The organism is Pseudomonas sp. NPDC088322 (genome assembly GCF_044740745.1).
GTDB lineage: Bacteria > Pseudomonadota > Gammaproteobacteria > Pseudomonadales > Pseudomonadaceae > Aquipseudomonas > Aquipseudomonas shirazensis.
This window is the reverse complement of sequence record NZ_JBIURK010000005.1, coordinates 529,210-549,718: the sequence shown is the minus strand read 5'-3', so window position 1 is coordinate 549,718 and position 20,509 is coordinate 529,210. Positions and strand designations below refer to the sequence as shown.

The 20,509-nt window shown below is 63.0% G+C and carries 23 protein-coding genes, 1 tRNA gene and 3 pseudogenes; 8 read left to right on the top strand and 19 right to left on the bottom strand.

What is annotated here, in order from left to right; all coding sequences use genetic code 11:
* Positions 1-17 precede the first annotated feature (17 nt).
* The 4 genes from ACIOAU_RS16295 to ACIOAU_RS16280 are packed head-to-tail and all read right to left on the bottom strand — an operon-like array spanning position 18 to position 3,704.
* Positions 18-416 (bottom strand): PPC domain-containing DNA-binding protein, encoded by a 399-nt coding sequence (locus ACIOAU_RS16295; RefSeq protein ID WP_101320816.1) that lies wholly within the window; start codon positions 414-416, stop codon positions 18-20.
* Positions 413-964, bottom strand: coding sequence for a hypothetical protein (locus tag ACIOAU_RS16290; RefSeq protein ID WP_101320814.1), 552 nt, complete (start codon positions 962-964; stop codon positions 413-415). The genes ACIOAU_RS16295 and ACIOAU_RS16290 overlap by 4 nt, the downstream gene beginning before the upstream one ends.
* Positions 961-2,538 carry an acyl-CoA synthetase gene (locus ACIOAU_RS16285; RefSeq protein ID WP_401183290.1) on the bottom strand — a complete coding sequence of 526 codons (1,578 nt, stop codon included), beginning with the start codon at positions 2,536-2,538 and terminating at the stop codon, positions 961-963. Before ACIOAU_RS16285 ends, ACIOAU_RS16290 begins: the two co-directional genes overlap by 4 nt.
* Positions 2,535-3,704: an acetyl-CoA acetyltransferase gene (locus tag ACIOAU_RS16280; protein WP_401183287.1), complete on the bottom strand. Its 1,170-nt coding sequence runs from the start codon at positions 3,702-3,704 to the stop codon at positions 2,535-2,537. Before ACIOAU_RS16280 ends, ACIOAU_RS16285 begins: the two co-directional genes overlap by 4 nt.
* Positions 3,705-4,095: 391 nt before the next feature.
* On the opposite strand from ACIOAU_RS16280, the gene ACIOAU_RS16275 reads away from it, so the two are divergent.
* From ACIOAU_RS16275 to ACIOAU_RS16265, 3 genes are read left to right on the top strand one after another with little or no spacing between them, the layout of a single operon-like run.
* The gene (locus ACIOAU_RS16275) at positions 4,096-5,127 is read left to right on the top strand and encodes a TRAP transporter substrate-binding protein (RefSeq protein WP_101320808.1); all 1,032 of its coding nucleotides are present in this window, start codon (positions 4,096-4,098) and stop codon (positions 5,125-5,127) included.
* A complete protein-coding gene (locus ACIOAU_RS16270) occupies positions 5,127-7,007 on the top strand; it encodes a TRAP transporter large permease subunit (protein WP_401183284.1) in 1,881 nt (626 codons plus the stop codon). Before ACIOAU_RS16275 ends, ACIOAU_RS16270 begins: the two co-directional genes overlap by 1 nt.
* 12 nt (positions 7,008-7,019) lie before the next feature.
* Positions 7,020-7,814, top strand: a complete 795-nt coding sequence (locus tag ACIOAU_RS16265) for an SDR family NAD(P)-dependent oxidoreductase (protein ID WP_259072868.1) — start codon at positions 7,020-7,022, stop codon at positions 7,812-7,814.
* 3 nt (positions 7,815-7,817) lie between these two features.
* On the opposite strand, the gene ACIOAU_RS16260 is transcribed toward ACIOAU_RS16265, so the two are convergent.
* On the bottom strand, positions 7,818-8,741 hold the full coding sequence (locus ACIOAU_RS16260) for a LysR family transcriptional regulator (protein ID WP_101320804.1): 924 nt from the start codon (positions 8,739-8,741) through the stop codon (positions 7,818-7,820).
* Positions 8,742-8,899: 158 nt separating this feature from the next.
* On the opposite strand from ACIOAU_RS16260, the gene ACIOAU_RS16255 reads away from it, so the two are divergent.
* Positions 8,900-9,940 carry a sigma-54-dependent Fis family transcriptional regulator gene (locus ACIOAU_RS16255; protein WP_401183280.1) on the top strand — a complete coding sequence of 347 codons (1,041 nt, stop codon included), beginning with the start codon at positions 8,900-8,902 and terminating at the stop codon, positions 9,938-9,940.
* Positions 9,941-10,030: 90 nt separating this feature from the next.
* Positions 10,031-10,813, top strand: a complete 783-nt coding sequence (locus ACIOAU_RS16250; protein WP_219855889.1) for an SDR family NAD(P)-dependent oxidoreductase — start codon at positions 10,031-10,033, stop codon at positions 10,811-10,813.
* A 45-nt stretch (positions 10,814-10,858) separates the two neighbouring features.
* Here the strand turns inward: ACIOAU_RS16250 and ACIOAU_RS16245 are convergent, their stop codons facing one another.
* From ACIOAU_RS16245 to ACIOAU_RS16210, 8 genes are all read right to left on the bottom strand, one after another.
* Positions 10,859-11,821, bottom strand: a complete 963-nt coding sequence (locus tag ACIOAU_RS16245) for a glutathione S-transferase family protein (protein WP_401183277.1) — start codon at positions 11,819-11,821, stop codon at positions 10,859-10,861.
* Positions 11,822-11,917: 96 nt separating this feature from the next.
* The gene (locus ACIOAU_RS16240) at positions 11,918-12,931 is read right to left on the bottom strand and encodes a glycosyl transferase family protein (RefSeq protein WP_188036298.1); all 1,014 of its coding nucleotides are present in this window, start codon (positions 12,929-12,931) and stop codon (positions 11,918-11,920) included.
* Entirely contained in the window at positions 12,928-13,263 is a 336-nt protein-coding gene (locus ACIOAU_RS16235) for a TusE/DsrC/DsvC family sulfur relay protein (RefSeq protein WP_101320796.1), read from the bottom strand. Before ACIOAU_RS16235 ends, ACIOAU_RS16240 begins: the two co-directional genes overlap by 4 nt.
* The gene (gene tusB / locus ACIOAU_RS16230) at positions 13,260-13,556 is read right to left on the bottom strand and encodes a sulfurtransferase complex subunit TusB (RefSeq protein WP_188036297.1); all 297 of its coding nucleotides are present in this window, start codon (positions 13,554-13,556) and stop codon (positions 13,260-13,262) included. Before tusB ends, ACIOAU_RS16235 begins: the two co-directional genes overlap by 4 nt.
* Positions 13,556-13,915 (bottom strand): sulfurtransferase complex subunit TusC, encoded by a 360-nt coding sequence (gene tusC / locus ACIOAU_RS16225; protein WP_181087509.1) that lies wholly within the window; start codon positions 13,913-13,915, stop codon positions 13,556-13,558. The genes tusB and tusC overlap by 1 nt, the downstream gene beginning before the upstream one ends.
* 1 nt (position 13,916) lies before the next feature.
* A complete protein-coding gene (gene tusD, locus ACIOAU_RS16220) occupies positions 13,917-14,309 on the bottom strand; it encodes a sulfurtransferase complex subunit TusD (protein WP_150569909.1) in 393 nt (130 codons plus the stop codon).
* Positions 14,310-14,382: 73 nt separating this feature from the next.
* Entirely contained in the window at positions 14,383-15,762 is a 1,380-nt protein-coding gene (locus ACIOAU_RS16215; protein WP_101320788.1) for a nucleobase:cation symporter-2 family protein, read from the bottom strand.
* Positions 15,763-15,947: 185 nt separating this feature from the next.
* Complete coding sequence (locus ACIOAU_RS16210; protein ID WP_401183271.1) at positions 15,948-16,619, bottom strand: Bax inhibitor-1/YccA family protein; 672 nt, start codon at positions 16,617-16,619, stop codon at positions 15,948-15,950.
* Between the two features lie 120 nt (positions 16,620-16,739).
* On the opposite strand from ACIOAU_RS16210, the gene ACIOAU_RS16205 reads away from it, so the two are divergent.
* Positions 16,740-16,827, top strand: a tRNA-Ser gene (locus ACIOAU_RS16205).
* 203 nt (positions 16,828-17,030) lie between these two features.
* Here the strand turns inward: ACIOAU_RS16205 and ACIOAU_RS16200 are convergent.
* The 6 genes and pseudogenes from ACIOAU_RS16200 to ACIOAU_RS16175 form a co-directional block, all read right to left on the bottom strand.
* Positions 17,031-17,510, bottom strand: a pseudogene (locus ACIOAU_RS16200) (phage tail protein).
* Positions 17,494-17,760, bottom strand: a complete 267-nt coding sequence (gene lysC, locus ACIOAU_RS16195) for an Rz1-like lysis system protein LysC (RefSeq protein ID WP_401183268.1) — start codon at positions 17,758-17,760, stop codon at positions 17,494-17,496. Before lysC ends, ACIOAU_RS16200 begins: the two are co-directional and overlap by 17 nt.
* Positions 17,681-18,052, bottom strand: a pseudogene (locus tag ACIOAU_RS16190) (LysB family phage lysis regulatory protein); the annotation flags it as partial. The pseudogene ACIOAU_RS16190 and the gene lysC, both read right to left, overlap by 80 nt.
* Positions 18,049-18,291 (bottom strand): hypothetical protein, encoded by a 243-nt coding sequence (locus ACIOAU_RS16185; RefSeq protein ID WP_150569937.1) that lies wholly within the window; start codon positions 18,289-18,291, stop codon positions 18,049-18,051. The gene ACIOAU_RS16185 and the pseudogene ACIOAU_RS16190, both read right to left, overlap by 4 nt.
* Entirely contained in the window at positions 18,288-19,121 is an 834-nt protein-coding gene (locus ACIOAU_RS16180) for an N-acetylmuramidase domain-containing protein (protein WP_401183265.1), read from the bottom strand. Before ACIOAU_RS16180 ends, ACIOAU_RS16185 begins: the two co-directional genes overlap by 4 nt.
* A complete protein-coding gene (locus ACIOAU_RS16175; protein ID WP_401183262.1) occupies positions 19,118-19,279 on the bottom strand; it encodes a phage holin family protein in 162 nt (53 codons plus the stop codon). The genes ACIOAU_RS16180 and ACIOAU_RS16175 overlap by 4 nt, the downstream gene beginning before the upstream one ends.
* A 202-nt stretch (positions 19,280-19,481) precedes the next feature.
* On the opposite strand from ACIOAU_RS16175, the pseudogene ACIOAU_RS16170 reads away from it, so the two are divergent.
* Together ACIOAU_RS16170 and ACIOAU_RS16165 are read left to right on the top strand one after the other, a co-directional pair.
* A pseudogene (locus ACIOAU_RS16170) lies at positions 19,482-19,765 on the top strand (phage terminase small subunit-related protein); the annotation flags it as partial.
* 274 nt (positions 19,766-20,039) lie between these two features.
* Positions 20,040-20,438: an energy transducer TonB gene (locus ACIOAU_RS16165; RefSeq protein ID WP_401183260.1), complete on the top strand. Its 399-nt coding sequence runs from the start codon at positions 20,040-20,042 to the stop codon at positions 20,436-20,438.
* Positions 20,439-20,509 lie beyond the last annotated feature (71 nt).

The following is a 20,509-nucleotide window of genomic DNA, read 5'->3' as shown; positions in this document are numbered from 1 at the left end:
CTCTTCAGTGAGGGCAGTCAGTCAGGCAGCCATTCCTGCAAGGTCAGCTCGACGGTGATGAACGACAGGTTGCGGCCACGCTGCAGGCGGCCGGCGAAGATCTTGCCGTCGGCGTCGGCCAGCACCGCTTGCAGGCTGCTCGCGCCGGGGGCGATTTCACCACTGAGGCTGAGGATTTCCACCCCTGGGCCTGGTACATGGATATCCTGCATGCCGCTGCGGCCCAGGTACTGCAACTCGCCGTCGATCAGGCTGCCGAGGCCGCCACGGACCACCGCCAGGCTGATGCCGTGGCTGGCGCAAAGGGCTTCGGCGCTGTCGATGATGTCTTCGTTGGGCTTGAGCCGGGCCACTACAAGGCGGCCAAGCCGGCCACTCTGTACCTGCGCTTCGCTCTGGATTGCTGCAGTGTTCATGACGCCTCCTGGAACACCGGATGAAGCAGGTTGAAGTGGGTTTCGGCATCAGGCTTGACCTGATACGCGACCTGGTCGAACAGGCACAGGCGCAGCACCAGCGGCTCGCTGCCGACCACCAACCGGTCGAGCACCAGATGGCCGCCATGCTGCTGGCCGTCGCGGTCGATGAAGCCGGCGTGGCAGTGCAGCAGCGGCGCGCCGTGGGCATCGCGGCCGACGGTGATGGCGCCGCTGACAAAGGTGATATAGCCGTCCAGCACCACCGCCTGGCCGTAGTCGTAGGGCCGTTGCTGGTCAGTGGTGGTGACCATGCGGTGATAGCTCAGGTGCGCCGCGCCGCCACACAGGATGCGCCCGACCGCACTGCGATAGCGGCGGCCCTCCAGCGCCTGCAGCAGGCCCTGGGCAACGTTGCAGGCCAGTGGCAGCACTACGCGCAGTTCTTCGCAGTCCGGCACTTCACAGTCGAGCAAGCGCGGCTGTTGCGGTTGGCCGCCGTGGATGAATACGCGCACGCCGTTGCGCTCTTCAAAATGCGGGTTCATAGCACCGCCTCGCTGGCGTCGAGCAGGGCGCGGATCTGTTTTTTGACGATTTTGCCGTAGCCGGACTTGGGCATCTCGGTCCAGCGCACAAAACGCTTCGGCCATTTATAGCGGGCCAGGCGTGGCTCCAGGTGGGCCAACAGTTGCTCGTCGCTGACCTCGGCAGTGACCACGATCACGGCGCAGCCGCACTCGCCCCACTTCTCGTCGGGCAGCCCCAGTACTGCGACTTCGGTGACTGCCGGATGAGTCAGCAGCGCCTCTTCGATCTCGCGTGGATATACGTTGGAGCCGCCGGAGATGTACATGTCCGAGGCGCGCCCCGTGATGAACAGATAACCCTCCTGGTCAACGTGGCCGAGGTCACCGGTATGGAACCAGCCATGGCGGAAGCACTCGGCGTTGGCCTTGGGATTGTTGTAGTAGCCGGCGAACACCGCCGGGCCGCGTACGCAGATCTCGCCATCGCTGCCGGTTGGCAGTTCAGTGCCGTGCTCATCGAGGATGGCCACCTGCATGCCGGTGCGCGGGTAGCCGCAGGAGCCGACCTTGGCCTGGGGGCTGTCCTCGGCATCGTGGCAGTCCGCCGGCAGCACGGTGATGTTGCCGGTCACTTCGCCAAGGCCGTAGTACTGCACCAGCACCTTGCCCAGGGTGCGCAGGGCGTGGCACTGATCGGCGCGGTACATCGGCGCGCCCGCGTAGATCACATAGCGTAGGCTGCTGTGGTCGTAACGGTCGACGGCCGGGTCTTCGGTGAGCATCTTGACGATGGTTGGCACGGTGAACAGGTTGTCGACCCGGTGCTGTTCGATCAACCGCCAGGCTTCGTCGCAGTCCAGCCGGTCGCCGGCCGGCAGCACGCAGGCGGCGCCACGGGCGGCGTTGATCAGGGCATGGATACCGGCGCCATGGGACAATGGCGCCAGCACCAGCGAGCGCGAGTTTGGGTTCAGGCCGGGCATAAGGTCGGCCAGGTGATTGTTGATGACGAACGCCATCTGGCCGTGGGTGAGGATGCCCGCCTTGGGGTGGCCGGTGGTGCCGGAGGTGTAGAAGAACCACAGCGGGTCGTGGTAGTTGACCTCGGCTGGGCGAAACGCTGGTTGCAGTGGCGCGCCTTGGTCGAGCAGGGCGTCGTAGCTCAGCTCGCCGTCACGCGGGGCGCCGATGGCGATGACCACGCGCAGTGCTGGCGAAGCTTCGCGCACCGCGTCGACATAGGCCGCCATGCCATCGTCGTAGAGCATCGCCACCGCGCCGCTGGAGCTGCCCAGGTAAGCCGCTTCGGGCGGGGTGATGCGCACGTTGGTCGGTACCCAGACCATGCCCAGGCGGAACGCTACCCAGGCACTCTCGAACAGCTGCAAATTATTGCGCGAGTGCACCAGCAGCTTGTCGCCCTTGCCCAGGCCACGCTCGCGCAGGGCCGCGGCGACGCTGTCGACGCGGGTCAGCAGTTGCTGCCAGCTGTAGCTGTCGGCACCGCGGATGAAGCCGGGGGCATCGGGCAGGCGCCGGGCGATCTGGGCGAGCAGCTCGCCGAGGTTCATGACATTGTCGATCCCGGTCATTGCACAGCCTCCAGGATGCTGACGTAGTTGGTTACCGCCGCGCCGCCCATGTTGAACACCCCGGCACGGTCAGCCCGTGGCAGCTGCATGTCGCCAGCCTGGCCGGTTAGCTGCATGGCGGCCATTACGTGCATCGACACGCCGGTAGCGCCGATCGGGTGGCCTTTGGACTTGAGCCCGCCCGACGGGTTGACCGGCAGGCGGCCATCCTTGCGGCTGATGCCTTCGGCAATCACCCGCGCGCCCTGGCCGCGCGGGGCCAGGCCCATGGCTTCGTATTCGAGCAGTTCGGCGATGGTGAAGCAGTCATGGGTCTCGACCAGTGACAGGTCGGCCAGGCTCAAGCCGGCCTCGCTCAAGGCCTGCTGCCAGGCGCGTGCGGCGCCTTCGAACACGGTCGGGTCGCGGCGTGACAGCGGCAGGTAATCGTTGACCTGTACCGCAGCGCGCAAGCGCACAGCCGGTTGTTGCCCGGGCAGTTGTTCGGCACGGCTGATCACCAGCGCCGCAGCGCCATCAGTAATCAGCGAGCAGTCGCTGCGCTTGAGCGGGCCGGCCACAAACGGGTTTTTCTCGGACGGGTTACGGCAGAAGTCATAGCCGACATCCCGGCGCATATGAGCAAACGGGTTGAGGGCGCCGTTGGCGTGGTTTTTTGCAGCGATCATCGCCAGCGCGTCGGACTGATCGCCGTGGCGCTCGAAGTAGGCCTGGGCGATGTTGCCGAACACACCAGCAAAGCCGTTTTCGATCTGCGCTTCTTCGCGGGCATAACAGCACTTGAGCAGGATCTTGCCGACTTCGGCGGTGGGCAGCCCGTTCATCTTCTCGAAGCCCACCACCAGGGCATGGCGGGCCTGGCCGCTGAGCACGGCCTGCAGCGCCGAATGGATCGCTGCGGAGCCTGTGGAACAGGCGTTTTCAACCCGCACCGACGGGGTGAAGCGCAGCGCCGGCAGATGATTGGCCAGCAGCGCGGAAGGGAAGTCCTGGTAGATCAGGCCTGCATTGAAGTGGCCGACGTGAACCGAGTCGATCTGCTCGGCGTCGAGCCCGGCGTGCTGCAGGGCGCCGATGGCGGCATCGGCCATCATCTGCTCGGGGTCGATATCGGGAAACCTGCCGAATGGGGAATGGTACCAACCGCTGATTACCGGGGAATCCATGAGGTGCGTCCTCGCATGATGTTGTTTGCGAGGTCAATAGCAAGGGCGGTGCCAAGCTCGGTAATAGCCCTCTAGGCTGGGGCTTTGCTGGCGCAAGAGGGTGGTTGTCGGTAGCGAATGCCGGTCTACAGGTGTCGCCCTGGCTGCCAGGGCGACAGTTCAAGGAGACACCTGTTACACCTGCTGGGCGCCTCTGGCAGGCCTGTCACAAAATCTAACAAGCCCTCGAATAAATATTTTCTCAAGATAAATCAGTCGCTTGCCCGGTGCTTGCGAGCCTGCAAAGGGGCCTGCTGAGCGCTGTTACTCAAGCGTGGCACCCGTATTGCTAACAACATGCCTATCATCGCCGCAACTCGATCAATAAGAACAAATAGGTCAGGAGAGCTTCATGAGCGATTTCACCCGCCGTTCCTTTATCAAGACCGCCTCGCTGGCAGGGGCTGCTGTTGCCGCTGCCGGGATGGGCCTGTACAGCGGCAACAGCCGCGCCGCGGACTTCAAACTGAAGTTTGCCAACAACTTGCCCATCAGCCACCCGATGAATATCCGCGCCCGGGAAATGGCCAAGGCGATCAAGGAGGAAACCAACGGCGCTTTGAGCGTGCAGGTGTTCCCCAGCAGCCAGCTGGGCAGCGACACCGATACCCTGGCGCAGGTGCGCTCGGGGGCGGTTGACCTGTTCTCACTGTCGCCGGTGATCCTCGGCACCATGGTGCCATCGGTGCAGATCAGCGCCGTGGGCTTTGCCTTCAAGGACTATCAGCAGGTCTGGAGTGCCATGGACGGCGCGCTCGGCGCCCACGTGCGCAGCGAGATCGCCAAGACCGGCACCCTGTTCGCCTACGAGCGGATGTGGGACAACGGCTTCCGCGTGACCACCACCAGCACGCGCCCGGTGGCCACCCCGGATGACCTGCGCGGGATGAAGCTGCGGGTGCCGCCAAGCCCGATCATCATGTCGATTTTCCGTGCGCTGGATGCGGCGCCGACCAGCATCAACTTTGCCGAAGTGTATTCGGCGTTGCAGACGCGCATCGTCGAAGGGCAGGAAAACCCGCTGACCCTGGTGTCATCGGCCAAGCTGTATGAAGTGCAGAAATACTGCTCGCTGACCAACCACGTCTGGGACGGCTTCTGGATGCTGGGCAACAGCGCTTCGATCGGGCGCCTGCCACCGGAACTGCAAGAGGTGCTGCGCAAGCACATCGAGAAGGCAGTGATGGCCCAGCGCGCCGACCTTGCCACCCTTGAAGGCAGCACCCGCGACACCCTCAAGGGCAAAGGCCTGGAGCTGGTCGAGTCGCCGGCAGAGCCGTTCCGCGAGAAGCTGCGCAGCGCCAATTACTATGCCGACTGGCATGGCAAGTTCGGTGACGAGGCGTGGGCGATTCTTGAGCAATTCTCCGGGAAGCTGGCCTGATGAGCGCGCCAGCCGTCATGGCCCCCAATCAATCGCTGCGCCTGCCGGCCCGGGCGCTGATCTGTCTGAACAGCTGGATCATGCGCGTGGTTGGCGCACTCGCCGTTACCTTGATGGTAATCGAGACGCTGGTGCTGCTGGCGGGGGTGATCTCCCGTTATGTGCTGCACAGCCCACTGATCTGGACCGACGAGCTGGCCTCGTCGCTGTTTATCTGGCTGTCGATGTTCGGCGCAGTGCTGGCGCTGGACCGCGGCGAGCACATGCGCATGTCGGCCTTGGTCAACAAGCTGCCGATTGCTTGGCGCGGGTTCAGCGAGACGTTGTCGGCGCTGATCGTATGTTTGTTCGTGGCGATGATCATCTCACCGGCCATGGAACACTCCCACGAGCAGATGTCGATCACCACGCCGGCGCTGGGCATTCCCGACGGTGTGCGGGCGGCGGCCTTGCCGGTTGGCGCGGTTTTGATGCTGCTGGCTGCGGTGGCGCGGATGACGCGTTATTCGACGGTGCGCCAGTTCATGGCTGGGCTGGTGGTGGTTGCGGCAGTGGCCGCGGTGTTGTGGCTGGCGCAGCCGCTGCTGGCGGCCATGGGTAACTACAATCTGGTGGTGTTCTTCCTGGTGCTGCTCGGCGCCTGCGTGTTTGGCGGTATCCCGATTGCCTTTGCCTTCGGCACCGCGACCATGGCCTATCTGGCGCTGGTGACCCATGCGCCGCTGTCGATTGTGGTCGGCCGGATGGACGAGGGCATGTCGCATCTGGTCCTGCTGGCGGTGCCACTGTTCGTGCTGCTCGGCGTGGTGCTGCAGCTGTCGGGCATGGCTCGCACGCTGATCGACTTCATGGCCTCGCTGCTCGGTCATGTCCGTGGCGGCCTGCAGTATGTGCTGCTGGGGGCGATGTTTCTGGTGTCGGGGATTTCCGGCTCGAAAGTGGCCGACATGGCTGCAGTCGCACCGGCGCTGTTCCCTGAAATGAAAAAACGCGGCTCCAAGCCCGAGGAACTGGCGGCGCTGCTGGCCGCTACCGGGGCCATGACCGAGACCATTCCGCCGAGCCTGGTGCTGATCACCATCGGTGCGGTGTGCAGCGTTTCGATTACCGCGCTGTTCATCGGCGGCCTGATGCCTGCCGTGGTCGCGACCATTGCCATTGCGGCGGTGTGCTGGTGGCGTTCACGCAAGGAAGACGCGCCGAAGATCGAGCGCGCGCCGATGTCGCGGGTCGGCAAGACCTTCCTCATCGCCTTGCCAGCCTTGGCCCTGCCGTTGCTGATCCGCGTGGCAGTGCTCGAAGGCGCGGCGACCGCGACCGAGGTGTCGACGATTGGTGTCGCCTACGTGGTGCTGGTCGGCCTGGTCATGCACTTGTTCATGCGCCATATCGACTTTGCCCGGCTGTATCCGATGCTGCTGGAAGCGGCGTCGCTGTCGGGGGCGATCCTGCTGATCATCGGCATGGCCTCGGCGATGGCCTGGGCACTGACTCAATCTGGCTTCTCCGCCTCGCTGGTGGAGCTGATCGAGGAAATCCCCGGCGGCACCTTCGGCTTCATGGTGGTGACGATTCTGGTGTTCCTGATTCTGGGCAGCGTGCTCGAAGGCATTCCGGCCATCGTCCTGTTCGGGCCGTTGATGTTCCCGCTGGCAGAGATGCTCGGCATTCACCCGGTGCACTACGCCATGGTGGTGATCCTGGCGATGGGCGTGGGCTTGTTCGCACCGCCGTTGGGGGTGGGTTTCTACGCCGCCTGCGCCATCAGCAAAACCTCGTCCGACCACGTTATTCGCCGCGTCTGGGGTTACCTCGGGGCGCTGCTGGTAGCGCTGGCGGTAGTGGCCTGCTTCCCGTGGATTTCCATTGGTTTCCTTTAAGAGAGTCCTGTCATGAGCCAAGCTGCGAAAACAACAACACGCAACGCGCCGGGCTATGGTCGGGTGGCCGTGGTGACCGGGGCTGCCATGGGCATCGGCGCTGCCATTGCCGAGCGCCTCGGCCACGATGGCCACACGGTAGTGGTGGCCGATATCAACCTGGCGGCGGCAGAGGAGATGGTCGCCGGGCTGCGGGTGCAGGGCATCGAGGCCCAGGCGATGGTCATCGATGTCGGTGATGCGCAGTCGATCAGCGCATTGTTCGCCGCGCTGCGCGAGCGCTTCGGCCGCTGCGATGTGCTGGTCAACAATGCCGGCGTGGCGCGCACTCAGGCGTTTCTCGATACCGAGCTTGAAGGCTGGCAGCGCCTGATGAATATCAACCTGACCGGCACCTTGCTCTGCAGCCAGCACGCCGCGCAGCTGATGCGCGAACGGGGCTGGGGGCGGATCGTCAACGTCGCCTCGATCAGCGGCATGCGCGCCAGCATGGGCCGTACCGCCTATGGCACGTCGAAGGCGGCGGTGATCGGCCTGACCCGGCAGATGGCCGTGGAGCTGGCCGAGCACGGCATCACCGTCAACGGCATCGCGCCAGGGCCGGTGGATACGCCGCTGACTCAGGCGCTGCATTCGGCGGCCACCCGTGAGTCGTATGCCCGCGCGGTGCCGCTGCGCCGCTATGGCACGCCGGCGGAGATGGCTGGTGCGGTGGCGTTTCTTGCGTCCGAGGATGCCTCCTACATCAGTGGCCATGTGATCCCGGTGGACGGCGGGTTCATGGCTTCGGGCATCCTCGAAATCTGAGGGTTATCCCTCCAGCAGCCGCTGCGCGTGGTCCTCACGCGTAGCCTGCTCGCCGGCCTGCAGCGCCGCCTCGACGAAGGTGGCAATGCACGGGTTGTGGTTGTCTGCCTTCCATACCGCTACCACTTCGATCACCGGTGCATCGCGCAGCGGCTTGAAGCTGGTGGTGGCCAGGCGCATGTTGCGCATTGAGCGCGGCACGATGGCCACGCCCAGGCCTTCGCCGACCAGGTTGACGATGGTCTGCTGCAGGTTGATCTCCATGCCGATGTTCGGTGTCACGCCGTGTTGCAGGCAGTAGTTGCAGATCATGTCATGCAGCGCCGGGGCGATTCGCCGCGGCACGATGATGAACGGCTCGCCCGCCAATGATTGCGGCTCGATCAGCTCCTGCTGCATCAGGCGGTGGCCGGGTGGCAGCACCAGGGTCATCTCTTCGCGGTACAGCGTGACCGTCTCCAGCCCGCTGCAGTCCTGCGGTCGGTACATGATGGCGACGTCTTTGTGGCCGCTGCTGATGTCCTGTGCCAGGTCCAGCGGCAAGGTCTCGGTCAGCTTCAGATTGACCTGCGGGAACAACGCAGCATACCGGCGGGTGATGGCCGGGGTGATGCTGTAGGCGGTCGACATCATGAACCCCACCGACAACTCGCCCGCAGCGCCGCGTGCCGCTGCCAGGGCGTTACGCTTGGCCTGCTCGAAGGCGGCGAACACCGTGCCGGTATCCAGGTAAAAGCGCTGCCCGGCCTCGGTCAGCTCGACCCGGCGCCGTGAGCGGTCGAACAGCTTCACCCCAAGTTCCTCTTCCAGCAGGGCAATCTGCCGCGACAGCGGCGGCTGGGAGATATGCAGGCGCTCGGCGGCGCGGCCGAAGTGCAGGGTCTCGGCCAGGGTGCGGAAGTACTGCAGATGGCGAAGTTCGATCATGATGCTCGCAAAGGTATCAGTGGATGCTTGATTATGTATTGGAAAATATAAGTCCGCCTACCTAATGTGATCAGGCCACACCCCATCGGCCACGGCCACGCCACAAGCGTCGCCCGCCGACATAGTCACAAGCTATAGAACAATAAAAGGTGACGCTGATGCATTCCCTGACCGACCCCGCTGCTTGCCACGCCGAAGTTGCCGAAACCGATATCGCCCACGACAGTGACCCGCAAGTGCGCCAGGCGTTTCGCCGGGCGCTGCGCTTGATGGAGCGCGGCATCGCGGTATTGATCCGCGGTGAAACCGGCACCGGCAAAGAGATCCTCGCCCGCGCCCTGCATGCCCACAGTCAACGTCGCGCCGCACAGATGGTGGCGCTCAACTGTGCCTCGATCCCGGAGACGCTGATCGAGAGCGAGCTGTTCGGCTACAGCCGTGGTGCGTTTTCCGGGGCATTGCCCGGCGGCAAGAAGGGCAAGGTGCAGCAGGCGGATGGCGGCACCTTGTTTCTCGACGAGATCGGCGACATGCCTTACGAGCAGCAGACTCGCCTGCTGCGGGTAATCGCCGAACGTGAGGTGACCCCGCTGGGTGCCGAACGCAGCGTACCGGTCAACTTTGCCCTGGTCTGCGCAACCCACCAGGACTTGTCAACGCGGGTAGCCGACGGCAGTTTCCGGGAAGACCTGTTCTATCGCATCGCCACCGGCGTGGTCGAACTGCCGCCGCTGCGCGAGCGCACTGACCGCGGCGAACTGCTGTGCAACATGGTCGCCCATGAACTGCCGGGGTGTGATCCACGCCAGGTGATCAGCGCCGAGGTCTGGTCGCTGCTGTTGACCCACGCCTGGCCGGGCAACCTGCGCCAGATGCGTGCGGTGATTCGCTACGCCTGTGCGGTGATGGAAGGCGCGCGGATCACCCGCGCCGACCTGCCAGTGGACTTTATCGCCCAGCTGCCGGCCGCTAGCGCACCTGTGCGCGTGGTAGTGCCGAACGTGACACCGATCCGCCCGAGCCGCGCCGGTGACGAGCGCGCCGATGTGCTGGAAGTGCTGCAGACCTGCCGTTGGAACATGTCGGCGGCCGCACGCGAGCTGGGCATCTGCCGGCCCTCGCTGTACCGGGTACTGCGTCGGCTGGATATCCCGCCGCTCAAGGAACAGCTGGCGCTGGACGCCTGCCGCCGCGCCTGAGCCGCATTCCACCTGATCCTCTTTGCTTGAACACCCCTTGCTGCGCAGGGGGTGAGCCCGAGTTCGCCCTTCATCAAGGACATAACAATAATGAGTACAGCTGCCGCTTACGCCCCGATGAACTTCAGCCTCGCTGGCCGCACCGCTTTGGTGACCGGTGCCGCCCGCGGTATCGGCCATGCGATTGCCGTCGCGCTTGGTCATTGCGGGGCCCAGGTGGCCCTGGCCGACCTTGATCCGATTGCAGCCGAACGAGCTGCCGAAGCGCTGCGTGCGCAGGGCATTCAGGCCATCGGCGTGGCCGTGGACGTGGCTCAGGAGGAGCAGGTGCTGGCGATGGTCGATGAGGTCGAGCGGCTGCTTGGGCCGGTCGATATCCTCGTCAACAATGCCGGCATCGTCTCCACCGTACCGCTGCTGGAGCTGACCACGGCAGAGTGGAACCGGGTCATGGCGATCGACCTCAACAGTGTGTTCTTCTGTGCCAAGGCGGTGCTGCCGGGCATGATGGACCGCCGCTGCGGGCGCATCATCAATATCGCCTCGGTGGCTGGCAAGCGTGGAGGAGGGTTGCTGGGGAACAGCTGCTATGCCGCCGCCAAGGGCGCGGTCATCGCACTGACCAAAGGTCTGGCGCGCGAGGCCGGGCCTTTCGATATCACAGTCAATGCAGTCTCACCGGCGCTCACCGACACTGAAATGACTACTGCGCTGGCACCGCAGGCACGCGCTCAGGTGCTGGCGCAGATGCCCTTGGGCCGGGCGGGCACGCCGCGGGATATTGCTGCCGCGGTGTGCTTTCTGGCGTCGGTCGAGGCGGGCTTTGTTACCGGCGAGATCATGGACGTGGACGGCGGCTTCATGCGCGACTGACTGCGCTTGAGATGCCACCGCGTAGACCGCGGTGGCAGGCCCGGCTCAAGCGCCTTGCCAGATACCTTTACCCGGCAAGCGCTGACGATCATGCGCCGCGTTGAAGTCCTGCAGCGGGCCCTTGGGCACGATGCCGTTGGGGTTGATTGTCTTGTGGCTGAGGTAGTAGTGCTTCTGGATGTGCTCCATGTTTACCGTTTCGGCCACGCCCGGCCACTGATACAGCTCGCGCAGCCAGTTGGACAGGTTCGAGTAATCGCTGAGGCGGCGCAGGTTGCACTTGAAGTGGCCGTGATACACCGCATCGAAGCGCACCAGCGTGGTGAACAGGCGCACGTCGGCTTCGGTCAGGTACTCGCCCGCCAGGTAGCGTTGGCCACTCAGTAGCTGCTCGAGATGCTCCAGTTCGTTGAACACCTCATCGAACGCGGTTTCGTAGGCTTCCTGCGAAGTTGCGAAGCCCGCCCGGTAGACACCATTGTTGATGGCCGGGTAGATCCGCTCGTTGAGCGCATCGATGGTAGGGCGCAGGGCTTCGGGATAGAGGTCGAGGTGGTTGCCGGTCAGCGCATTGAAGGCGCTGTTGAAGATACGGATGATCTCGGCTGACTCGTTGTTGACGATGCGTTGTTCCTGCTTGTCCCACAGCACCGGCACCGTGACGCGACCGGTATAGTTGGGGTCGTCGCGAGTGTAGCGCTGGTGCATGTACTGCAGGCCATCGATGTGATCACCGCTGGAGCCTTGCTGCTGATCGAAGGTCCAGCCATGCTCGCCCATCAGCCAGCTCACCACCGAGACATCGATCAACGGCTCAAGGCCTTTGAGTGCACGCACGATCAGAGTGCGGTGCGCCCATGGGCAGGCCAGCGACACATACAGGTGATAGCGACCGGCTTCGGCCTTGGGCAGCTGATTGCGCCGTTGTGCGTTCTCGCGCTGAAACGCGCCGTCCTTGCTGGTCTGGTACCACTGGTCATGCCAGCGACCGTCAATCAAAAGGCCCATGCCGAGCTCCTTGTACAAAAGTGATTTGTCTTTGGAGCCCAGTCTAGGGACTAGCGTTCGAATAAATAGCGCAAAGACTGCGTGGTATCTATCGAATTAGTCGATCTTGTTGCGATCCGCCCACAACCGCTGCGCGTCGGCAAAGGCCTGATCGCGATCCTTACCCAGACCACGCAGGGCCAGCGCCATGGTGGCGACCACGGCCATTTCGCCATAGCTGTCCTGCGCCTCGCCGCGCCAGACCGCCAGCAGATGCTCGGGTTGCAGGGAGGCCGGTTTGACATGGCGCTGGGCGCTCATGGCGGGCCATTCTTCGTCCCAATTCTCGCCGCCGCTGGTGCCGTACAGGTGGCTGGCCACGTCCGGGTTGATCTCGATCTCACCACCATCGCCCTTGACCACAATCACGTGATCGCCAAGCAGACGGCTGGCTTCACGGTGCACGGCCTGATAGCCCGGGTGGAAGATACTCTGCAGGCCGCAGCGCGCCGCCAGTGGGTTAAGCACCCGTGCCAGTGAGTGGATCGGCGAACGCAGGCCAAGGGTGTTGCGCAAGTCGATCATGCGCTGCAACTGCGGCGCCCAGTCCTGCAGTGGGAAGAACGCCAACTGTTGCTCGTCCAAGGCGCGCGCGAGTGATGCCCAGTCGCGGCACAGCGGAATCTCCAGCAGGTCCAGCACCTGTTCGGTATACATGCGCCCGGCGGTATGCGCGCCGCCACCGTGGAGCATGATGCGCACGCCATTGCCTGCCAGGCACTTGGCGGCCAGCAGGTACCACGGCAGGTGACGCTTCTTGCCGGCATAGCTCGGCCAGTCCAGGTCGACCGCGATCTGCGGGGCTTGCAGTTGCGCGCGCAGAGCTTCTGTGAAGCCGGCGAGCTCTTCAGCGCTTTCTTCCTTGTGCCGCAGCAGCATGAGAAAGGCACCCAATTGGGTGTCCTCGACCTTGCCTTCAAGCAGCAAGGTCATCGCCGCACGGGCTTCTTCACGGCTCAGGCCGCGGGCGCCGCGCTTGCCTTTGCCGAGGATGCGCACGAATTCGGCGAACGGGTGCTCGGCAGGGGTATGCAGGGTCAGCGGGCGCGGTTCGGGGAGTTGCTCGGTCATATGCAATTGGTCGGCTTGGGCAGGCCCGCCAGCTTGGCGGCAAGTTTGGCGGGAGTGCCATTGAACAGGCGATTGAGGTGCGGGCTGTTGCCTTTTTCCACGCCCAGCTTGAGCGCGGTGTACTTGATCAGCGGGCGCGTGGCCGGTGACAGCTGGTATTCCTGGTAAAACCCACGCAGCACCTCGAGCACTTCCCAGTGCTCGGGGCTCAGCGCGATACCTTCGCGCTCGGCCAGAGCCTCGGCGACGGCGGGGGACCAGTCTTGCAGGTCGAGCAGAAAGCCGTCCTTGTCCAGGGCGATGTGATGCTCGCCGACAGTCAATGCGTTCATAGCCAGCTGTTCACTTTGTCGAAGCGCAACGACAGCTCGACGAAGGCGGGGTAGTCCACCGCTTCGGCCAAGGTGCTGTCGATGGCACGCGCCTGGACATCCTCAGCGAGGGCGAACAGGCGGTGCTGCAACCGTGCCGTTTGCAACAGTTGCTGCGGCGCGGTGCCTGCGCGCAGTGCGTAAACCGCATCGCCGCAGAGCAGGATGGCGTCGTTGGCGCCGAGCAAACGCAGGCAGCTGGCCAGGCGATTGTCGCCAAAGGGCGAATGGCTGAGTACATGCAGGGTCGTCATCAGAGCGTTACCACTTGGTCAAAACGGCCAATCAATGCCGCCAGCGCTGCATCATCCAGCAGCTCGACCGGCAAGCTCAGGCTGGCCGGGTCCAGGCCGCGTTCAGCCACACTGTGGGCACACACGAACAGCTCTTCTACGCCAAACATCGGCAGCGCCTGCAGGTTGGCAGCGAGGTCTTTGAGCTGCAGCGAGGCCGGTTGCTGGGCAGCGGCAAGCTGGAACACGCCGTCATCCATGAACAGCATGCCCAGCGGCAGATCAAAGGCGCCGCCAGCCAGGGCGATGTCCAGCGCTTCGCGTGCGGACGGGCCGCTCCACGGTGCCTGGCGGCTGATGATCAACAAGGATTTGGCCACTTCAATCGCCTCCAAAACAGACCAGACGGTCGGCAACCTGCGCCGCCTCGTGCAACTGGCCCAGTCCCGACAGCTCCCAGGGTGCCGGCAGGTTCACGGCAGGGCGCTGGTAGCGGTTGGCTTCGGTCGCATCCAGCACGCCGCGGCGCAGGGCGGCAGCGATGCACACAACTGCGTCGAGCTGGTTGCCTTCGATGAACGCACGCCACTGCGCAGCCACGTCCAGTTCATCCTGCGGCGTGACGACGTTGGCCGAGGCGCTGTGCACCCCGTCCTGATAGAAGAACAGGCGGGCAATCTGATGCCCGCCGGCCAGCGTCGCCTCGGCGAAGCGCAGGGCGCGACGCGAGGAGGGCGCATGGGCCGGGGAAAAAACCGCGATGGCGAATTTCATGGGAGGCTCTTGCAACGTGATCCGACCATGATAAAGCAAAACAACCCCGCCACCGCTACCGGTGGGGCAATGCTCACTGTTGCGCCTTGCTCTCGGGCAAGAACCAGTTCAGTACCAGCGCGCAGATGCCACCGGTGGCCACGCCCGATTCCAGCACGTTACGCAGCGCCGACGGCATGTGCGCAAGAAACTCCGGCACCTGCGCCACGCCCAGGCCCAAGGCCAGCGATACCGCGATGATCAGCAGGGCACGCCGGTCCAGCCGCGTGCTGGCGAGGATATTGATCCCCGAAGCAGCAACGGCGCCAAACATCACCATCGCTGCGCCACCGAGCACCGGCTCCGGCACTGCCTGAATCACCCCGGCAACGCTCGGGAACAAACCCAGCAATACCAGCATGGCAGCGATCCAGATACCAATGTGGCGGCTGGCAATCCCGGTCAGCTGAATCACGCCATTGTTCTGCGCAAAGATCGAACTCGGGAAGGTATTGAACACCCCAGCCAGCAGCGAGTTGGCGCCGTTGACCAGCACGCCACCCTTGATCCGCTGCATCCAAACCGGGCCTTCGACCGGCTCACGCGAAACCTTGCTGGTCGCCGTTACGTCACCTATGGCTTCCAGCGACGTCACCAGATAGATCACCAGCATCGGAATGAACAACGCCCACGAGAAACTCAGGCCAAAGTGCAACGGCGTCGGTACCTGGAACAGTGCCGCCTCATGCATTCCGGTAAAGTCCAGCCGGCCCATGTAACCGGCCAGGGCATAGCCCGCCGCCAGCGCGATGACGATGGCGCAACTGCGCATCCACACCACCGGGATGCGGTTGAGCAGCACGATGATCGCCAGCACCACGCCCGACAGCAGCAGATTTTCGCCGTTGGCAAAAGTGCCATTGGCCATTGCCGTGAAGCCACCGCCCATGCTGATCAAGCCGACCTTGATCAAGGTCAGACCGATCATCAGCACCACGATGCCGGTCACCAGCGGGCTGATCAGGCGTTTGATGAACGGCAGAATGCGCGACACGCCCATCTCGACGAAGGAGCCGGCAATCACCACACCAAAGATCGCCGCCATCACACCCTCAACCGGCGTGCCTTGCTTGACCATCAATGCACCACCGGCAATCAACGGCCCGACAAAGTTGAAACTGGTGCCCTGTACGATCAACAGCCCCGCACCAAACGGCCCGAAGCGGCGGCATTGGACGAAGGTGGCAATCCCCGAGATCACCAGCGACATCGATACGATCAGATTGGTATCCCGCGCGGAAACACCCAGCGCCTGACAGATCAGCAGGCCCGGGGTAACGATCGGCACGATGATCGCCAGCAGATGCTGCAGGGCAGCGAGCATGGCAATCAGCGGCCGCGGCTTGTCCTCCAGGCCAAGGACCAGTTCATTGTCAGGCGCTGCCGCGCCGGGCCCTTGTTCGATCGAACTCATGGGTAGCTGCCCCGGAAGAAAAAAGGAGCGCATTCTAAGGGCCGCTGGCTGATTCGGGTAGCCTAAATGCAGCGGTTCAGCCCAGCGTCTGGCTGGATACGGCTGGTAATGTCGGCCACCGCCAAACGTCGCCCACAAAAAAGCCCGCCGAAGCGGGCTTTTTTGCGTTACCGGTCAATCAACGATCAGTCATCACGACCCATGATGCCGAACAGCTGCAACAGGCTGATGAACAGGTTGTAGATCGATACATACAGGCTGATGGTCGCCATGATGTAGTTGCGCTCGCCGCCGTGAATGATCGCGCTGGTCTGGAACAGAATGCAGACCGACGAGAACAGCACGAAACCAGCGCTGATCGCCAGCTGCAGGCCGCTGATCTGGAAGAAGAAGCTCGCAACCACCGCGCCCAGCAGGACGAAGAAGCCAGCAGTGATGAAACCGCTGAGGAAGCTCATGTCTTTACGGCTGATCAGCACGTAGGCCGACAGACCACCAAACACCAGTGCAGTCATGGCAAATGCCGAGCTGACCACTTCCGCACCACCGGCCATGCCGAGGTAGCGGTTGAGGATCGGGCCAAGGATGAAGCCCATGAAGCCGGTCAAAGCGAAGGTCGAGACCAGGCCCCAGACCGAGTCACGCAGTTTGGCAGTGAGGAAGAACAGGCCGTAGAAGCCGATCAGCACCAAGAAGATGTTCGGGTAGCCGACACGCATCTGCTGCGCAACGAACGCCATTAGACCGCTGAATGCGAGGGTAAGCGCCAGCAAGCTGTAGGTGTTACGCAGGACCTTGCTGACCTCCAGCTGCTCGGCCTGCTGGCCGTGTTGTAGGGCATAATCCTGTTCGCGCATGGCGACACTCCTGTGGGTAGAAACCTATGGATGCTGAGAGCATACCAGAGCCACCGCAGGCCGCGACACAGAGAGTTTGACAGCGTGTTTCATTACGGTATTATGGCGCCCGCTGTATCCGGAAGCGTGGCCGAGTGGTTTAAGGCAACGGTCTTGAAAACCGTCGATGGGCAACTATCCTAGAGTTCGAATCTCTACGCTTCCGCCACACAAGTGCTTGATTTCATTGATGTTCGCCACCGCTGAACCCGCAAATGGGAGCGTTTTGGGAACACTTTGGGAATGACAGGCAGAAGAAAGGGGCCCTTGCGGCCCCTTTTTTGTGCGTTCAGGTCAACCTGAACGCCTGATTCAACAACCCCACCACATCAGGGCCGTCCTCGCTGATCCACTTCGCGTAGTGCTTGAAGATCATCGCCGTCGATGCCAGGTGGTGATCGGTTCGCCATCCGCAAATAGAGTGACAGACCCCTGCTCGGCGTAGCCCTCGTATTGGGGCTCGGCGGCGTGCGCGACAGCAAAGCCGCCGCCACCTCTGCGAGTCACGATCACGCGCTCAGTTAATGGCAGGGTGAGGCTGAGATCCACCTTGCTGCGGTCAAGCATATCGGCCTCAAACTTGAGACCCTCGGCAGACTTGTCCATGTTTACGAGCAATTCGGATTGATTGACCCGCAGCCAGTCTAGGATTGGGATCATCACACTGTCAGTGTGCCCGTCGAAGTCGGTCAAGATCATCTGCAGGGTGTAGCTGTATTCGAACTACAGACTCGCAGCCGCCGTGCAGCGGACCTTGCCTTTATCAATGAACATCAACCGACGCTCGGGGTTTTTCCTCAGCCCGGGCACGGCCTGCAGCAGGAGGTCACGAAGACTATCGGGTTTGTTCATGGGTCACCTGGTACTGGAATACTGCGTCGACTTGGGCAGCGCATTCGGCCCAGGCCAGCTCGGTACGCTCTTGATCAGTCAGTAGATGGCCGTTCCGGGCTGGCTTCGTCGCCGGCAGTTGGCAAGGCACCACCACGGGACAGCCACTGATGGTAGGCGGCGGCTCCGGTGATCGCAGGACGCTGCCGCAGCCGGCGAGCAGCACCAGGAATAGGCTGATCAGCCCAGTTGCGAAGTTCTTCGTTCTCATTCTTGAGGTCCTCGATCTGGCTTTCGCGGTTCGCCAGCCCTGCGCGGAGCTCGCCCTGTATCAGCAGCAGCTTGGCTTGGCTCTCGCGTTCACGCTCCAGGGTGGTTTTCAATGTGTTGGCAGCGGCCAGGTTGTCGCGGGCTTCGCCCTGGGCTGTGGTGAGTTGGTCCTGGAGGGCCTTTGATTTTCCCTTCTCAGTCCCTAGCAAGACCTGCTGGCCCCACCCCCACAGGCCAGCCGAAACCGCAGCAAACAAAGCTCCGGCCAACAGCCCTTCGCGCAAGCCAATCATTTTCGATACCAGCCGGCCGCGTTCATGTCTGCTTCATCGAGAGCCTGCAGATCGCCGCAGATCACCAATGGCGGGGTAGGCATCACCTGTTTTAGTGCGTCGGCGATCTTCTGACATTCCTCGATGTCAGTCCCCGCCGGCAGAAGCACAGCCCTGCATCCCCCAGTTGGTGACAGGCTCGTCATGCGCTGGATAAGTTCTCGATATGGGAAGCGATGTTTCTGCCCTCGCTCGCTCATGCCGCCACCAAAGCGCGGTTCTGGTGCCGCTCGAAAGCGCGCTCCAGCTTCACGTCGTACAGGTTCCGCTGGTAGTCCGGGCCGTTGTAGAGCTTGGCTACCGTTGCCCACTTCTGGGCTTTCAAGGCTTTGAGCAGATTGGCGTCGGCTTCGATGTAGCGGACGAAGGCTTCCAGGTGGTCTGCTTCACTGCGGATCATTGCGTCGACAAAATCATGCACGCTGGAGTAACCCAGACGCTGCCAGTGGTAGCCCATTACCTGGAAGCCACCCCAGCTCGCGGACTCCAGTGCCGCTACTTCATCCAGCTGCCGGGCCTGAGCAAGGCGCTGATGCTCGGCGCTTCCGCCGATGTAGCCGCCGGCTTTTGGATTGACCAGGTTCGGCGCCTGCTTGGCCAGCAGATCGGCGCGGTGGAGCAACTGCTCCTGGTCATCGCCCGGCGAACCAGCCAGTTGCAGACGCTTGTACATGACGTGGCGCTCAAAGAGGATCACCGGCTTTCCATTGTCCAGGAAGCCGCGGCCCTTCGATTCAACTTCGTTCAAGGCGTACACAGCCGCGACCGGCACGCCGAGGCGAGCGGAGGCCTGCAGCAGATCCGAATGTCTGAGGAGCTTGCGTATGTCCAGGCCTTGCAGACTGGCCATGGTCTTCGGGCCGGCTTTGCCGTCGGAGACGAGCCCGACCTTCCCCTGGTAGGTCCGGACTGCCGCCTCGGTTGCATCGCCAAAGGCACCGTCGGCGTCCAATTCGGCGCCGTTGGCGTTGAGCAGGCGCTGCAGCTCGCGAACAGCCTGTGAGCGATCGCCGTGTCGAAGTGTGGTCATGCGGTTCCCTCTTTGCGTGTGAAGAACTTCTTCGCGGTGGCGCGGGTGAACTCGACGCCCAGCAGGCCAATGACACCGCCGGAAAACGGAGCAGCACTGATTGGGATGCGGAACCAGTCGGAACGAAGTTTCTTGGCGGGTGCGGTGCTTGCGGCCATTCGGGCTGTCCTCAGTGCAGTGGCGTTGTGCCTAGCGATGAGGGCATGGTCCGCAAAGCGCTGCTGTACGGCAACGCGGCGGCTTTGTAGGAGGGTGGGCTACAGGGTGCGCCAGTGGGGCAGCGCGCGCGTGAGCGTCAGCATCGGCGCCATGAACACTACAGCCCAACCGACCACCGACTAGCGCCGACACGCCAAGTTCCTGTACTGGACCGGTTGGCGCATCACTGATATTGCCGATTACCTGGACGAGAAGGAGAAGACCGTCCACAGCTGGAAGGCCCGAGACGAGTGGGACCGGGCAGACAACGTAGAGCGCATCGGCGGCGCCCTGGAAGCCCGACTCGTGCAGCTGATCCTCAAGGACGGTAAGAGTGCCGGGGACTTCAAGGAAATCGATCTGCTGCGCCGCCAGTTGAGCGCCAAGCCAGGATTCAGCGCTTCCAGGGTGGCGGTACCGAAACCGAGCTGAATCCGAATATAGCCCCCGCTTCGGTCGCCTCCTGACTGCCTCCGCGCGCGCGTCATCCCAACTGTGGCGTAGCATCGACGTGGTCACTCGTTTACCCGCATGGGTCACTCCGCAGCAGAGCGCGCTGGAGGATGTAATGATGTGCCTGCGTGGGCTCGGTCAAGTGGGATCCTGCGATTGCTATCACGTTACACTGGGGCCGGCCTGCCTTACACGAGGTGGGTTCACCGGACGCTCGCAACACTTGGAGCAGAGTTACTCTGTGACTTTTAGGGAAAATGAGAACGCATGCGCAACTTGATACCAGCTCTAGCCTTGATGGTGGCCGTACTCGCAGGGTGCCAAAGCGGGCCGAGCCCACAGGAGCAGGCCGAGCAAAACCTGTGGGTAAGCCAGGTACTACACCAAATTGCTCTATTCAAGACGTTCCCGGAAGAGGCGCGTGTTCGAAATTTACGCGGAATCGTCAAGGTTGCTTTTGTCCTCGATGCCAAGGGCAATCTGTTGCGACAAAGAATAACTGAGCACTCAGGTTCACCTTTTTTTCTCGCAGTCGCGCAGCAGATTGTCACAGATGCATCGCCTATGCCTGCCCCCCCTTCATGGGTGTTGGAAAACGGCGAGATTGAAGTGGTAGCGCCCTTTGTTTTCGTTCCTGTTGAAGATCCTTGCGGCCTCTGCCAGTAGACCGTCCAGGCTGAAACGCCATAGCCCAGCCTCGCGCTGGGCTGTTTGCATGCGCACTGTCGCTACTGCGT

Coding starts and splice junctions, on each gene's coding strand:
- ACIOAU_RS16295 (WP_101320816.1), bottom strand. CDS start 416: ATGAACACTGCAGCAATCCAGAGCGAAGCGCAGGTACAGAGTGGCCGG.
- tusD (WP_150569909.1), bottom strand. CDS start 14,309: ATGAAATTCGCCATCGCGGTTTTTTCCCCGGCCCATGCGCCCTCCTCG.
- ACIOAU_RS16260 (WP_101320804.1), bottom strand. CDS start 8,741: ATGATCGAACTTCGCCATCTGCAGTACTTCCGCACCCTGGCCGAGACC.
- ACIOAU_RS16270 (WP_401183284.1), top strand. CDS start 5,127: ATGAGCGCGCCAGCCGTCATGGCCCCCAATCAATCGCTGCGCCTGCCG.
- ACIOAU_RS16290 (WP_101320814.1), bottom strand. CDS start 964: ATGAACCCGCATTTTGAAGAGCGCAACGGCGTGCGCGTATTCATCCAC.
- ACIOAU_RS16235 (WP_101320796.1), bottom strand. CDS start 13,263: ATGAACGCATTGACTGTCGGCGAGCATCACATCGCCCTGGACAAGGAC.
- tusB (WP_188036297.1), bottom strand. CDS start 13,556: ATGACGACCCTGCATGTACTCAGCCATTCGCCCTTTGGCGACAATCGC.
- ACIOAU_RS16180 (WP_401183265.1), bottom strand. CDS start 19,121: ATGACCACACTTCGACACGGCGATCGCTCACAGGCTGTTCGCGAGCTG.
- ACIOAU_RS16255 (WP_401183280.1), top strand. CDS start 8,900: ATGCATTCCCTGACCGACCCCGCTGCTTGCCACGCCGAAGTTGCCGAA.
- ACIOAU_RS16250 (WP_219855889.1), top strand. CDS start 10,031: ATGAGTACAGCTGCCGCTTACGCCCCGATGAACTTCAGCCTCGCTGGC.
- ACIOAU_RS16285 (WP_401183290.1), bottom strand. CDS start 2,538: ATGACCGGGATCGACAATGTCATGAACCTCGGCGAGCTGCTCGCCCAG.
- ACIOAU_RS16265 (WP_259072868.1), top strand. CDS start 7,020: ATGAGCCAAGCTGCGAAAACAACAACACGCAACGCGCCGGGCTATGGT.
- ACIOAU_RS16280 (WP_401183287.1), bottom strand. CDS start 3,704: ATGGATTCCCCGGTAATCAGCGGTTGGTACCATTCCCCATTCGGCAGG.
- ACIOAU_RS16210 (WP_401183271.1), bottom strand. CDS start 16,619: ATGCGCGAACAGGATTATGCCCTACAACACGGCCAGCAGGCCGAGCAG.
- ACIOAU_RS16215 (WP_101320788.1), bottom strand. CDS start 15,762: ATGAGTTCGATCGAACAAGGGCCCGGCGCGGCAGCGCCTGACAATGAA.
- ACIOAU_RS16275 (WP_101320808.1), top strand. CDS start 4,096: ATGAGCGATTTCACCCGCCGTTCCTTTATCAAGACCGCCTCGCTGGCA.
- ACIOAU_RS16240 (WP_188036298.1), bottom strand. CDS start 12,931: ATGACCGAGCAACTCCCCGAACCGCGCCCGCTGACCCTGCATACCCCT.
- ACIOAU_RS16245 (WP_401183277.1), bottom strand. CDS start 11,821: ATGGGCCTTTTGATTGACGGTCGCTGGCATGACCAGTGGTACCAGACC.
- ACIOAU_RS16185 (WP_150569937.1), bottom strand. CDS start 18,291: ATGAGCGAGCGAGGGCAGAAACATCGCTTCCCATATCGAGAACTTATC.
- ACIOAU_RS16175 (WP_401183262.1), bottom strand. CDS start 19,279: ATGGCCGCAAGCACCGCACCCGCCAAGAAACTTCGTTCCGACTGGTTC.
- lysC (WP_401183268.1), bottom strand. CDS start 17,760: ATGAGAACGAAGAACTTCGCAACTGGGCTGATCAGCCTATTCCTGGTG.
- ACIOAU_RS16165 (WP_401183260.1), top strand. CDS start 20,040: ATGCGCAACTTGATACCAGCTCTAGCCTTGATGGTGGCCGTACTCGCA.